This window comes from Frankia sp. KB5 (genome assembly GCF_002099325.1).
GTDB lineage: Bacteria > Actinomycetota > Actinomycetes > Frankiales > Frankiaceae > Frankia > Frankia casuarinae.
In genome coordinates this window covers 1-12851 of the sequence record NZ_MRUJ01000024.1, presented here as the reverse complement: position 1 = coordinate 12851, position 12851 = coordinate 1, and the positions used below count along the sequence as shown (strand labels likewise).

Here is a 12851-nt window from a genome sequence, read left to right as displayed (position 1 = left end):
GGGATCCGGCGCCGGAGGGCGGTGGAACCACCGCGGCGCGGTCCTTCACAGTACCGGACGCGCCATGGCATGGGGGAAACGACCCCGTTCTGTCAAGCCCCTGGGTGCGTCGCGGCCTTGGTCACCCTGCCCGGTCACGCCGGGCCGCACCTCAGCGCACCTGCGGCCGGATGGTGGCAGCGGGGCGGACCTCCACCTTGGCGGGTAGCCGCGGACGACCGACCGCGGTCCGGGCTCGATGGAGCACCGGGCCACGGATGTCGTCGAGCACGCCGGCGACCCCCGGCCCCGGGACAACGGTGACCGCGATCTCCAGCACGGGTTCCCGCCGGCCGCGCAGCACCGCCCGCACCGCCTCGACGCCCACGATCCCGAGCACGTCGTCCTCGACGGCGTCGGTCAGTGCCGCGGCGGACAAATGGACACCGCCGAGCGCATCATCCGTCACGTAGAGTCCACGACSCCGCGCCGCCAGCGCCGTCTGCGCCCGAAGCCACCCGAGGGCGAGCAGGACGACCAGCCCGGAACCGATCCCCACGACGAGCCAGAACCAGGCGTGGGAGGTCGGGTAGGAACGGGTGTCGGCGTCGAGCACCGCCTCGTCGGCGACGTCGTTTCCGAACGCACCGGCCCCCACCAGCAACGCGAGAACACCGGCCGCGAGGCAGAGCAACCCGATTCCGACCAGGGCGACCCGGTTGAGGCGGTCGGGCGGCGGCTCGGACAGCCCGGCCGGCCTCCCGCCGGGCTCCGCGGGTACCCCGCCACCCGCCGAGCGGCCCTCGGCGGCCTGCCCGCCCGCTGCCCGCGTCTCGGTCATGCCGCACCGCCAGCGGCCCGGTCCGCCCCGTTGACGGTCCGGTCCGCGGCCGGCGGGGTCGCCTGGATGCGCAGCTCGAGCGGCTCAGCCAGCTCGAAGGAGACAAGCGTAGAGGCCAGGACGGCACCCGCGCGCTCCCGCGCGCCACCGGCGACACGCTGCCGAAGGCGCAGGCGGACGTCGGCGGTCCGGTCACGGACCCGAACCCGGGCGGCCCGCACCCCGTCGACGGTCAGGGCTGCGGAGCGCAGCGCCCGCGCAACCCCTCGCCGCTCGACGAAGACAATGGTCTGCGCGCAGCCGCGCCGCACGGCGAGTCGGGACGGCGTTCCGCGCCGCGCTCCGAGCCAGATCAGCAGCAGGCCAACTAGAACGCAGACCCCCGCGGCCAGTCGGACCGGCCCGGAGGACCAGGCCGTGTCCGCCAGGTCGTCCGCCCACGCCGGCCAGTCGACCACGACGTAGCCCCTGCCACYGCCGGCCGCGGCCACGATCTCGATGACGGTGATGACCCCGGCGGCCACGATCAGCGCGGCGAGCAGTCCGGCGACGATCCTGCGCCCCACCCGCACGGCACCCTCCCCTCACCGAGCCCAACCTTGTCTGTTACCCGTGGTCTGTTACCCGTGGTCTGTTACCCGTGGTCTGAACGCGAACCGGAGGGACAGAAGAGGGCCGCTACCCATCGGAGGGCAGCGACGGGATATCGATGTCCAGATGTGCCACGCGCACACCCGTGAGCGCCGCGACCCGGTCCCGCACCTCGCAACGGACCAGCTCGGCCGTCTCCGTGACCGGGATCGGGTAACGCACGGAGAACGACATCGTCAGTCGGGCGGTGGCTCCCTCCATCTTCRCCGAGACCCGTGGYCGCYCGGCACGCCCACGACGCCGCGCGCCGCCATGGCGCGGGAATCCGCGTGGCGGTCCGGTAACGCCGACGACATCCGCCGCCGCCATGGCCGCGATCTTCTCGACAACCCGGTCCGCCACCCGCAGGGAACCGGCCCCCGCCCGCCTACCCGCGGGACGGCCCGGTCGCGCACGCTCCCTCTCGTTCACCGCCGCCCCCGACGCCGGTCACCGCCCACATAACGGGTGATATCGAGATCACCATCCACCACCTTGCCGATGACCAGCCCTATCGCACCGAAGACCAGCACGATCAGAAACTCGCTGAAGCCCCCGAAGGCGAGGGCGAGTCCGGCGATCAGACCGATGATCAGGCCAAGCGCGCTCGATCGCATGTGGCTCTTCCCCTTTCCTGGCCCATCCAGCCCGGCCCCGTCCAGCCCGGCCCCGTCCAGCCCGGCCGCAGTACCCGGTCCRCCCCTCTGGACCGGCAGATCGAGGGGCATCCCGCGTGATCGTCACATGGAACCGAGCCCGGGGTGCGGTYCCGCGGACCCGGTGTCGCCTCAGCGCACCCGAGGACCACGGCCGGGGCCGAACCGCGCCCKGCGGTGCGACCACCACCGACGCGTGGAGTCGGAACAGCGGCGCCCGCGACCGCGAACCCAGGCGAACAGGATGTCCGCGGCGTTGGGCCGGTGATGGGTGGTGAGGCGGACACCCGGAACACCCGGCCCGTCCGGCCCATCCGGCGTGGATCGCAGGGCCCGCAGGCCGGCGGCGAACGCCTGTGGATCACCTCCCCGATCCGGATGGTGCGTGCGGATGAACGCGCGGATCTCGGCCCTGCGTCGGGCGGCGTCGAGCTGGCGTCGGGATGACTCCTGCCGCCGATCGGAGGTCACGGCACCCCCATCTCCGGCACCCCCATCTCCGGCACCCCCGCACCCGGCACCCCCGAACGGGGCGTCCCCGAACGGGGCGTCCCCGGACCGACTACCGCCGCGTCCGGCCCCTGCGGACACGACAGGTCCGGATCCGGAATTGCCAGATCACGGATGACGACGTCGACCCGGGGACAGYCGGGTTCGACCACCAGCACCGCGGCGCGCACCCGGGCGGCGAGCTCACCGAGCCGTTCCCCGTACCGGCACACGATCTGCACCAGGATCCCGTCCGGCCGTACCCGTACCCCCTCCACCCGGCGGCCCGGAAGGTAGGTCGCGACCTCGGCCGCGGCACCCGCCCCGCCGTCCGGAACACGGTGACGATCCTTGTGCCGGACCGGCGCGCCGATGAGCCGGACGACACCGGGACAGGACAGCACGGTCCGGGCCACGGCATCCGGGTTCCAGGCGAACCCGCTCACCGGCCCGGCCGCTGTCGGGTTCGTGCTCATTCGACCCGCCGCGGCTCTTCCGACTCCTCCTCGCCGATGTAGACGTCGTCGATCGCGATGTTCACCTCGGTGACCTCCAGGCCCGTCATTCCCTCCACAGAGGTGACGACGTTGTGCCGGATCGAGTGGGACAGATCCACGATGGAGACCCCGTAGTCGCAGACGACGTCGAGGTCGATCGCGGCCTGCCGTTCCCCGACCTCCACCGCGACCCCCTGGGAGACGCTGGCCRACGCGCCGGGGATGCGGGCCCGGAACGAACCCATCGCGCGGGCCCCGCTCGAGCCCAGGTTGTGTACCCCGGAGACCTCGCGTGCCGCGACACCGGCGATCTTGCTGACGACGGCGTCCGCGATCGACGTCCGGCCCCGGCCGGTCACCAGCTCGGTGGATATCTTGCGCTCCGGCACGGTGGTGCGACGCGCACCACCTGCGTCCGAGGCCTTCGCCTCGGGCCCGGCCGCGCTGGTTGTGGTGGTCATGGTGCTCCTTCCTGGCCGGCATCGTCGGAGCGCCCGAAGCGGTGGAAGGGGTCAGGTCCGACCAGGAGCGGGACGTCGAGGGACGATCCGTCCGGGCGCTCTCCGGTGCGGCCGTTCACGATCAGGGATACCCGAATTCTCCGGTCGGACAACAACCCGTTCCCGTCGGCACAGCTACGATCACTGAACGGAAGCGCGCATCGTCCCCGCCGCGTCGCCGGGGGCCGATTCGCTGCGTCCCTCGCGATCCTTCGCGGGCGGACGCTCATCCGCTCCCGGCGTGGGCGGATAGGTTTGGGTGCCGGCCGCCACCGAACGCCACGCCGCCCAGCGGGCGCGCGTGYGTCCGAGCGAAGGAGCATCCGCTGCCTCGATCCCACCCGGGTCCGCGCCGAAGCGTCGGAGCCGGCCCCGCCACCGTCACCGTGCGAGCCCCCGCCAAGGTCAACCTGCATCTCGGCGTCGGACCGCTCCGACCGGACGGCTACCACGACGTCATCACAGTGCTGCAGGCCGTCTCGCTGTTCGACGACGTCTCGGCGACGTCCGTCGATCCCCCGCGGTTCCACGACCCGGGGCCATCGACCACCGACGGGAACGGCGGGTCCGACGGGAACGGCCGGTCCAGCGGGGACATCGTCGTGACCGTCGAGGTGTCCGGGGAGGGCGCCGACCCGGCGTCGCTGGGTCCGGCGACGTCCACGCCGGAGGTCTCCATCGTCCCCACCGGCCGGGACAACATCGCCGTCCGGGCCGCTCACCTGGTTGYCGAGGCCGCGGGCATCACCTCGGAACGGGTTCATCTCACCCTGACGAAGGGCATCCCCGTCGCCGCGGGGATGGCCGGGGGCAGCGCCGACGCGGCGGCGGCGCTCGTCGCCTGCGACGCGCTCTGGCAGACCGGCCTGGACCGGGCGACCCTGACCCGACTCGCCGCCCAGCTCGGCAGCGACGTCCCGTTCCCCCTGGCCGGCGGCACCGCACTCGGCACCGGGCGCGGCGAGCAGCTCACCGACGTCCTGGCGACGGGCGAGTACTACTGGGTGTTCGCGCTCGCCGACGGCGGCCTGTCCACCCCCGCGGTCTACAAGGAGTTCGACCGGCTGACCGAGGGCAAACTGCGGACCGGCCCGACCCCCGCCGACAACGTGCTCGCCGCGCTGCGCACCGGCGACCCCGGCCAGCTCGGAGCCGCCCTGGTCAACGACCTGCAGCCGGCAGCACTGCGGCTTCGGCCGTCCCTGCGCCGCGTCCTGGAGGCGGGCCGGGAGCTGGGAGCCGTCGGGGCGATCGTGAGCGGCTCCGGCCCGACCTGCGCCTTCCTCGCGGCCGGAGCGCAGGAGAGCATCGCGCTCGCGGCGAGCCTCGCCGGGATGGGGGTCGCCCGCGCGGTACGCCGGGCCTCCGGGCCGGCGAGCGGCGCCAGGATGGTGGAGGGAGCAGGCGAAGCGCCGTGAGCGCCGTCCTGGTCAGCCTCGAGAACGTCAACGCCGCGTTCGGCACCCGGACGTTGCTCGACCGGGTGAGCCTGGGGATCGGCGCCGGGGAACGGATCGGGGTCGTGGGGCGCAACGGGGCCGGGAAGTCCACCCTGCTGCGGATCATCGCCGGCGAGGTGGCCCCGGACGCCGGCCGGGTCGTGCCCGCCGGTTCCACCCGGGTCGCCACCCTGGCGCAGGCAGACGTGCTCCCCGCYGAGCGCACCGTGCGCGAGATTGTCGTGGGCACCGTCGCTGAGCACGAGTGGGCGGCGGATCCCCGGCAGCGGGGCATCCTCGCCGGGCTCGGGCTGCTCGAACGGCTCGACGACCCGGTCGGACCGATGTCGGGCGGGGAACGCCGCCGGGTGGCGCTGGCCCGGCTCCTCGTCCAGGACACCGACCTGCTGATCCTGGACGAGCCGACGAACCACCTGGACGTCGAGGGGGTCGCCTGGCTCGCCCGGCATCTAGCCGGCTTCCGCGGTGGACTGCTCGTCGCGACCCACGACCGCTGGTTCCTCGACGAGGTGTGCGGACGGGTCTGGGAAGTCGTGGACGGGCGTGTCGACGCGTACGAGGGCGGCTACTCAGCGTACGTGCTCGCGCGGRCCGAACGCACCCGGCGGGCCGACRCCACCGAAGCCAGGCGCCAGAACCTGCTGCGTAAGGAACTCGCCTGGCTACGCCGCGGCCCGCCCGCCCGGACCAGTAAGCCGCGCTTCCGCATCGACGCCGCCAATGCGCTGATCGCCGACGAGCCGCCGCCCCGGGACACCATGGCGCTGCGCAGCTTCGCGGCATCCCGGCTGGGCAAGGACGTCTACGACGCCGAGCACATCACGGTCCGGATCGGGGACCGGACGTTGTTCGACGACGTCACCTGGCTGGTCGGACCGGGGGACCGGATCGGGCTGGTCGGTGTCAACGGAGCCGGCAAGACCACCCTGCTACGCGTGCTGCTGGGTGCGGTGACGCCGGAGGCCGGCCGGGTCCGGGTGGGGGCCAGCGTGCGACCGGCCCTGCTGTCCCAGGAGATTGCCGAACTACCGGCGTCGCTGCGGGCGCTGGAGGCCGTCGAACAGGTCGGGCAGGTCCTGGAGGTCGAGAAGGGCCGGGAACGGACCGCCGGCCAGTTACTCGAGCAGTTCGGCCTCCCGTCGTCACGGCAGTGGACGCGGGTCGGGGACCTCTCCGGCGGCGAACGCCGCCGGCTGCAGCTGCTGCGCCTGCTGATGGCCAGACCGAACGTGCTGCTCCTCGACGAGCCGACCAACGACCTCGACACCGACACCCTCACCGCGCTCGAGGACCTCCTCGACTCGTGGCCGGGCAGCCTGATCGTGGTCAGCCACGACCGCTATTTCCTCGAACGCACCTGCGACGTGACACTGGCGCTACTTGGCGACGGGCACCTGCGCATGYTGCCCGGCGGCATCGAGGAGTACCTCGCCCGGCGCGCGGCCGCCCGGCAGGACGCCGCGGCTCGGGCACCGTCATCCCGGGGTTCGTCGGCCGCCGGCTGCGGAGCGGGCGGACAGACCACCACCGTCGCCGAAGCCGGGCGGACAGGTGGGCCGCCCGTCCTGTCCGGGGGCGAGCTGCGCGCCGCCCGCAAGGAGCTGACCCGGCTCGAGCGCGCCCTGGATCGCCTGAGCCGACGCGAGCAGGAGCTGCATCACGAGCTGGCCGAGGCCGCGACGGATCACGAGCGTCTGCTGACGCTGGACGCCGAGCTGCGCGCCGTCGTCGCGGACAAGGACAGCACCGAGGAGGCCTGGCTCACCCTCGCCGCCGAGATCGAGGGTGGCTGACAAGCCACCGCCACCCGCCGTCCGGTCAGGCGGTGGCGCGTTTCGCCGCGAGACGCGCCGGGTCCGGCCAGCGGACGTCCCACACCAGGTGAACGGTCTCCATCATCTTGATCAGGTAGAAGCTGGTGTCGATCTGCCAGGGCCGCACCCCGTGCCGGGCCGAGGTCGGCTCGGCGTGATGCAGGTTGTGCCAGGATTCGCCCATCGACAGCAGGGCCAGCGGCCACACGTTGGTCGACCGGTCCCGCGACCGGTAGGGACGCGAGCCGAGGACGTGGCAGATGCTGTTCACCGACCACGTGACGTGGTGCAGCAGCGCGATACGGACCAGCCCGRCCCAGAAGAACGCCTCCAGCGCCGCGGCGAACGAACCCCCCCACAGGCCGCCGATCACGGCGGGCAGCGCGAGGCTGGCGAACGCGCACAGCGCGAACGAGCGGCTGACCTTCATGATGTCGGGATCGTCGAGCAGGTCCGGGGCGAACCGACGCTGGTCGGTCTGCTCGACGTCGAACAGCCAACCCACGTGGGCGTGCCAGAGACCCTTGATCAGCGACCACGTCCCCGGACCGTAACGCCACGGCGAGTGCGGGTCGCCCTCGGTGTCGCTGAAGGCGTGATGACGCCGGTGGTCGGCCACCCAGCGGATGACCGGACCCTCGATCGCCATGTTGCCGGCGACCGCCAACGCGATCCGCACCGGCCTGGACGTCCGGAAGCCGCGGTGGGTGAAGTAACGGTGAAAGCCGATCGTCACGCCGTGGCCGGTGATGCCGTAGAACACCACGGCGAGGACGACGTCCCGCCAGGAGATCCACTGCCCCCACATCGCCGGGATCGCGACCGCCAGGGCGACCAGCGGCACCACGATCGTCACCACCATCACGACCTGCTCGGCGTGGGCCTTCGCCATCGAGCGGGGCCGCGTGGCGTTACCGCGGCTGTTCGCGGGATCAGCCCGGCGGGGAACCGGACCCGTGGTGGGTTCGCGGTTGTCCCGCGGTGCCCGATTATCGCTCGGCGTCACCGTGTCGGTAGCGGTCATTGCCTCGTTCCATCCGTCGCGGCTGGCCCACTGTGCCGGCGCTCCATCCGCCACGGTAGCCCGCCGACATGACAACGTCCCCCCTCCTCCACGTCCGCCACGCAAACAAACCATCCGTCGCCGACCCGACCCGGATCGATCGGCACCGCCGCGCACCACGATCACCGACAGGTCGATGACAAGCCGATGACAAATAATGACATCCAATGACATTTAACGCCATCAGCCGACAGTCGGTGACAGTCAGTGACAGTCAGGCGACGAAGAGATGAACGACAGCCGGCCAAACCCGGTCCGGGACGCCCGCCCGCGCCGGCCGCCCGCGCCGGCCGGCGGGCCGGGTAGYCGGTGGCGGCCCGGCTTTTACCATCCGAGCCACCCCACGATGGTAGAGTTGGCGTGTTTTCTCGCGGTCCGCCGTAGTGTAATCGGCAGCACAGGAGATTTTGGTTCTCTTAGTCCACGTTCGAGTCGTGGCGGCGGAGCACTACCAGGCACCACCAGTAATACCATCGAAAAGAATATTCCGGAAGCACCGCCGCCGCACCATCACCACGGCGGTGRCCAGGCCCACATCATTTCCCGGTCCGGGGCCGGCGTGTTCCCGGGATGGCCGTGGCATCTGCCGGCGCCTTCCGGTCGACGAGTAGTGTGGGCGCCGTCGCCCCACCGCTGTCCAGGTCCGAAGACTCGGGAGATCGCGTGACATCATCACGTCCGGTGGCCGTCATCATCCTGGCAGCGGGCGAAGGCAAGCGCATGCGCTCGACGAGACCGAAGGTGCTGCACCACATCGCTGGGCGCTCCCTTCTCCACCACGTGCTGAGCGCGGCCGGAGCCCTCGCGGCGGCGCGTACCGCGGTCGTCGTGGGCCACGGCCGCGAACAGGTCGCGGCGATGCTGGCGGAGCAGGCTCCCGAGGTCGTCCCGGTCGTCCAGGACCGCCAACACGGCACGGGCCACGCCGTCCGGGTGGCCCTGGCGGCGCTCGGCGAGCTGGCGCCCGGCGACACGGTGGTCGTGCTGCCCGGCGGCGACCAGCAGCCCGACGACGTCGGTGAGGTACTCCTCGCCTTGAGCATTATCCCTGGTCAGCCGCGCGAGCGCGGTCTGGAGCGGGCCCGCTGCGAACGCGTACACGCCGGTGTTGATCTCTCGGATCGTCGAGGCGGCGATGCGCGCCGGCACCACCGTCGTCGACCCGCGGACCACCTGGATCGACGCCGACGTCACTCTCGAACCGGACACGACTATCGCCCCCAACACCTTCCTGCACGGCCGGACGCACGTCGCTCGCGGCGCCGTCATCGGCCCCGAATGCACCTTGACGGACACGACGGTAGGCGCGGGCGCGACCGTCCTGCGGACCACGGCCGAGCGGGCCGAGATCGGCGCCGGGGCCGTGGTCGGGCCTTACAGCCATCTCCGACCGGGCACCCGACTGGGCCGCGAAGGCAAGATCGGCTCCTTCGTCGAGACGAAGTCGGCCGATCTCGGGAACCAGACGAAGGTCCCGCATCTGGCGTATGTCGGCGACGCGGTGGTCGGCGAGCGCAGCAACATCGGATGCACGACGGTCTTCGTGAACTACGACGGGGTGGCCAAGCACCGCACGGTGATCGGCTCGGACGTCCGGATCGGCAGCGATACCATGCTCGTTGCTCCGGTCACGGTCGGGGACGGGGCCTACACCGGCGCCGGATCCGTGATCCGGGAGGACGTTCCGCCGGGCGCGCTGGCGGTCCGGGAGGGGCGGCAACGGATCATCGAAGGCTGGGTCTCCCGCCGCCGTCCCGGCAGCCCGGCGGCACGAGCGGCCGCCGCTGCCGGCGTCCAGGCCCCCGGCAGCGTCGGGGATCCCGAGCATCCCGATGAAATGCCGCAACCGTCCGCGGCCGAGGCCRCCGTGCCGATCCCAGCTCATCAGGGTGACGTGGCGCACCGGAGTGAGTTGCCGCATACCGGCGAGGGCGAGGCCGGCATCGCTGGCATTCCCGGCGCGGGGAGCAGAACGTAAAGAGACGTCCGTCCAAACCTTCTGGCCAGCGAGGGGATGCACACCGCCCGACCTGCCCCGCCCGGGTCGGCCGCCCGGGGTCCGCAGGCGGCGATCCGGGCACGTGGGTACCATCCCGCCTGCRCAAACAGGGGCGGGGCCGGGTATGCCCGAGTGTTGAACCGTGCAGCCTCACGGCCGTTCCCCCGGACGGGTCACCCGCCCGGGGGCTGCCCCCGCCAGCCCGATCACGCCAGCCCGATCATCCCGTCACGCCCGAGGAGTACGCGGTGGCCTACCAGACCGAGAACCGGCGCAATCTGATGCTCTTCGCGGGACGTTCGCACCCGGGCCTCACGGCGGAGGTCGCGGCCGCGCTCGACGTCGAGCCCGTCCCCACCCATGCCTACGAATTCGCCAGCGGCGAGATCTTCGTCCGCTTCTCCGAATCGGTTCGGGGCTGCGACGCCTTCGTGCTCCAGTGCCATTCGGCTCCGGTGAACACCTGGCTGATGGAACAGCTGATCATGGTGGACGCGCTGAAGCGGGCCAGCGCCAAACGGATCACCGTCGTCGCGCCCTTCTACCCCTATGCGCGCCAGGACAAGAAGCACCGTGGCCGGGAGCCGATCTCGGCCCGCTCGGCCGTGGTCCGCAGGACGGTCGCGCCCGCGCCTACCGTCGTGTCCGTCAAGGTGCATTCGGGGCCGATGACGGCGCCGCGAGCGACGTGCGTCCGGCCGTGCAGGAAGGTGTTGGGGGCGATAGTCGTGTCCGGTTCGAGAGTGACGTCGGCGTCGATCCAGGTGGTCCGCGGGTCGACGACGGTGGTGCCGGCGCGCACCGGCTCATGTCGGTCGACCTGCACACCGCCCAGATTCAGGGCTTCTTCGACGGGCCGGTGGACCATCTCTTCGCGTTGCCGCTGCTCACCGACTACATCGAGTCCAAGCTGGACACGTCCGAGGTGACCGTCGTCGCCCCCGACTCGGGCCGGGTCCGCGTGGCCGAGCGGTGGACCGACCGGCTCGGCTGCCCGCTGGCCATCATCCACAAGCGGCGTGACCCGGACGTTCCCAACCAGGTGAAGATGTTCGACGTGGTCGGCGAGGTGCACGGACGGACCTGCGTCATCGTCGACGACATGATCGACACTGCCGGCACGATCACGAAGGCCGCGGAGTCACTCAAGGAGCACGGCGCGRCGGGCGTCATCGCGGCGGCAACCCACGGCGTGCTCTCCGGCCCCGCCGCCGACCGGCTGAAGAACTCGGAGATCAGCGAGGTCGTCCTCACGAACACGCTGCCCCTGCCCAGCGAGGCTCGCATCGACAAGATCACCGAACTGTCCATCGCCCCGCTGCTGGCCGCGGCCATCAAGGCCGTGTTCGAGGACGGGTCGGTGACCGGCCTGTTCGGCGGAGACGCCTGACCGAGGCTCGCATCCCCACCCCGCCGCGAGACAGGCGCGGGCAGGCGAACGGCCGCGGCGAACGACCTGGGGCGTCCCGGCGGCCGCCCCGCGTCCGTAGACTGCCCTGCCATGGCAGCGCAACAGCCGAAGGTGTCTCTCACCGGGATCAAGCCGACGGGCGAGCCGCACCTCGGCAACTACATCGGAGCGATCCGGCCGTCGCTGGAGCTCACCTCGGCCTACGAGTCGATCTACTTCGTCGCCGACTATCACGCCCTGACATCCGTGCGTAGTCGCGAGGAGTTGGCGAGCTATACCCRCTCGGTGGCGGCCACGTGGCTCGTGCTCGGGCTCGACCCGACGRGCACGATCTTCTACCGCCAGTCCGACGTCCCCGAGATCTTCGAGCTGACCTGGGTGCTGTCCTGCGTCACCGGCAAGGGTCTGATGAACCGGGCCCACGCCTACAAGGCGGCCCGTGACCGCAACGCCGAGGCCGGCGTCCCCGATCTGGACGCCGGCATCAACATGGGCCYGTTCAACTATCCGATTCTGATGGCCGTCGACATTCTCATCATGAATGCCGACGTGGTCCCCGTTGGCCAGGACCAGTCGCAGCATGTGGAATACGCCGCCGACATCGCCGGCTCCTTCAACCATCTGTTCGGCGACGTGTTCAGCCTGAAGATCCCGGAGGTGGTCCTCCCGGCCGGGAGCTCGGCGAAGGTACTGCCCGGCATCGACGGCCGCAAGATGAGCAAGTCATACCGGAACACAATCCCCCTCTTCGCGCCGGAGAAGCAGCTACGGAAACTCGTCCGTGGGATCGTGAGCGACAGCACACCGCTGGCGGACCCGAAGGACCCGGACAGTTCCGCGGCCTTCGTTCTGCTCGAGAACTTCGCGACTCCAGAAACGATCAAGGAGATGCGCGGCCGTCTGGAGCAGGGCGGCACCGGGTGGGGCGAGGTGAAGAACGCCCTGTTCGAGACGCTCAACGACTGGCTGTCACCGCTGCGGGAGCGCTACACCGAGCTCATCGCCCCGGACAGCGAGCTGGACGGCATCCTCGCGGCGGGTGCCGAGCGGGCCCGCGACCGGGCCCGGCCGGTGCTCGCCGGCGTCCGGCGCGCGATCGGGATCTCGCACCTCTGACCTCCCCCGCCGTTGCGCCCTTCCCCGCCGTTGCGCCGGGTGGCCCAGTTGCGCCGGGTGGCTCAGTCGGAGCGGGCGGCGCGGGCAGCGCGGGCAGCGGCCAGCCGGCAGAAGGCCGCGATGTCGAGGGTCTCGCCCCGGGCACCGGGATCGACCTCGGCGGCACGCGCCAAGTCCCCGACGGCGGCGGGCGATCCGGCCCAGGGCGCCAGGGCCGTACGCAGGGTCTTGCGGCGCTGCGCGAACGCGGCATCGATCGCGGCGAACACGTCCGCCCGCAGCCGCGCCGGACCGGGCAGGGGCCTGCGGGCGAAGGCCACCAGCCCTGAATCAACGTTCGGCTGCGGCCAGAAGACCGGTCTGGGCACCGCGCCGGCCGGCCGGGCGTGCGCGTAC

The 12851-nt window shown here is 71.7% G+C and carries 14 protein-coding genes and 1 pseudogene; 6 read left to right on the top strand and 9 right to left on the bottom strand.

Annotation, left to right across the window (positions count from 1 at the left end; all coding sequences use genetic code 11):
* Window positions 1-151: 151 nt before the first annotated feature.
* The 7 genes from KBI5_RS02940 to KBI5_RS02910 form a co-directional block, all read right to left on the bottom strand.
* Window positions 152-820, bottom strand: a complete 669-nt coding sequence (locus KBI5_RS02940; protein ID WP_085014243.1) for a hypothetical protein — start codon at window positions 818-820, stop codon at window positions 152-154.
* Window positions 817-1386, bottom strand: a complete 570-nt coding sequence (locus KBI5_RS02935; RefSeq protein ID WP_133056952.1) for a DUF6286 domain-containing protein — start codon at window positions 1384-1386, stop codon at window positions 817-819. Before KBI5_RS02935 ends, KBI5_RS02940 begins: the two co-directional genes overlap by 4 nt.
* A gap of 112 nt (window positions 1387-1498) precedes the next feature.
* Entirely contained in the window at window positions 1499-1882 is a 384-nt protein-coding gene (locus KBI5_RS02930; RefSeq protein ID WP_241882622.1) for an Asp23/Gls24 family envelope stress response protein, read from the bottom strand.
* Window positions 1879-2067, bottom strand: coding sequence for a DUF2273 domain-containing protein (locus KBI5_RS02925; RefSeq protein WP_035732549.1), 189 nt, complete (start codon window positions 2065-2067; stop codon window positions 1879-1881). Before KBI5_RS02925 ends, KBI5_RS02930 begins: the two co-directional genes overlap by 4 nt.
* A 171-nt stretch (window positions 2068-2238) precedes the next feature.
* Window positions 2239-2577: a hypothetical protein gene (locus KBI5_RS27530; RefSeq protein WP_049760994.1), complete on the bottom strand. Its 339-nt coding sequence runs from the start codon at window positions 2575-2577 to the stop codon at window positions 2239-2241.
* Entirely contained in the window at window positions 2574-3071 is a 498-nt protein-coding gene (locus KBI5_RS02915) for a hypothetical protein (protein ID WP_198537474.1), read from the bottom strand. The genes KBI5_RS27530 and KBI5_RS02915 overlap by 4 nt, the downstream gene beginning before the upstream one ends.
* A complete protein-coding gene (locus tag KBI5_RS02910; protein WP_085014241.1) occupies window positions 3068-3553 on the bottom strand; it encodes an Asp23/Gls24 family envelope stress response protein in 486 nt (161 codons plus the stop codon). Before KBI5_RS02910 ends, KBI5_RS02915 begins: the two co-directional genes overlap by 4 nt.
* Window positions 3554-3978: 425 nt before the next feature.
* Between KBI5_RS02910 and KBI5_RS02905 the strand changes: the two genes are divergently transcribed.
* The gene (locus KBI5_RS02905; protein ID WP_085014240.1) at window positions 3979-5010 is read left to right on the top strand and encodes a 4-(cytidine 5'-diphospho)-2-C-methyl-D-erythritol kinase; all 1032 of its coding nucleotides are present in this window, start codon (window positions 3979-3981) and stop codon (window positions 5008-5010) included.
* Entirely contained in the window at window positions 5007-6845 is a 1839-nt protein-coding gene (locus tag KBI5_RS02900) for an ABC-F family ATP-binding cassette domain-containing protein (RefSeq protein WP_085014239.1), read from the top strand. Before KBI5_RS02905 ends, KBI5_RS02900 begins: the two co-directional genes overlap by 4 nt.
* A 25-nt stretch (window positions 6846-6870) precedes the next feature.
* Here KBI5_RS02900 and KBI5_RS02895 read toward each other — a convergent pair whose 3' ends face one another.
* Complete coding sequence (locus KBI5_RS02895) at window positions 6871-7890, bottom strand: acyl-CoA desaturase (protein ID WP_085014238.1); 1020 nt, start codon at window positions 7888-7890, stop codon at window positions 6871-6873.
* A gap of 702 nt (window positions 7891-8592) precedes the next feature.
* On the opposite strand from KBI5_RS02895, the pseudogene KBI5_RS02885 reads away from it, so the two are divergent.
* From KBI5_RS02885 to KBI5_RS02865, 4 genes and pseudogenes are all read left to right on the top strand, one after another.
* A pseudogene (locus KBI5_RS02885) lies at window positions 8593-9907 on the top strand (NTP transferase domain-containing protein).
* Between the two features lie 269 nt (window positions 9908-10176).
* Window positions 10177-10857 (top strand): ribose-phosphate diphosphokinase, encoded by a 681-nt coding sequence (gene prs / locus KBI5_RS27525; protein WP_241882621.1) that lies wholly within the window; start codon window positions 10177-10179, stop codon window positions 10855-10857.
* Window positions 10749-11318: a ribose-phosphate diphosphokinase gene (gene prs / locus KBI5_RS02870; protein WP_241882626.1), complete on the top strand. Its 570-nt coding sequence runs from the start codon at window positions 10749-10751 to the stop codon at window positions 11316-11318. Before prs (KBI5_RS27525) ends, prs (KBI5_RS02870) begins: the two co-directional genes overlap by 109 nt.
* A 111-nt stretch (window positions 11319-11429) precedes the next feature.
* The gene (locus KBI5_RS02865; RefSeq protein WP_085014237.1) at window positions 11430-12455 is read left to right on the top strand and encodes a tryptophan--tRNA ligase; all 1026 of its coding nucleotides are present in this window, start codon (window positions 11430-11432) and stop codon (window positions 12453-12455) included.
* A gap of 62 nt (window positions 12456-12517) precedes the next feature.
* On the opposite strand, the gene KBI5_RS02860 is transcribed toward KBI5_RS02865, so the two are convergent.
* Window positions 12518-12851: rRNA adenine N-6-methyltransferase family protein (locus tag KBI5_RS02860; protein WP_277870078.1), on the bottom strand; the 334-nt coding region annotated here is incomplete at its 5' end.

Bases quoted from the DNA above. Each gene is read 5' to 3' on its own strand.
- KBI5_RS02925 (WP_035732549.1), bottom strand. From the start codon at position 2,067: ATGCGATCGAGCGCGCTTGGCCTGATCATCGGTCTGATCGCCGGACTC.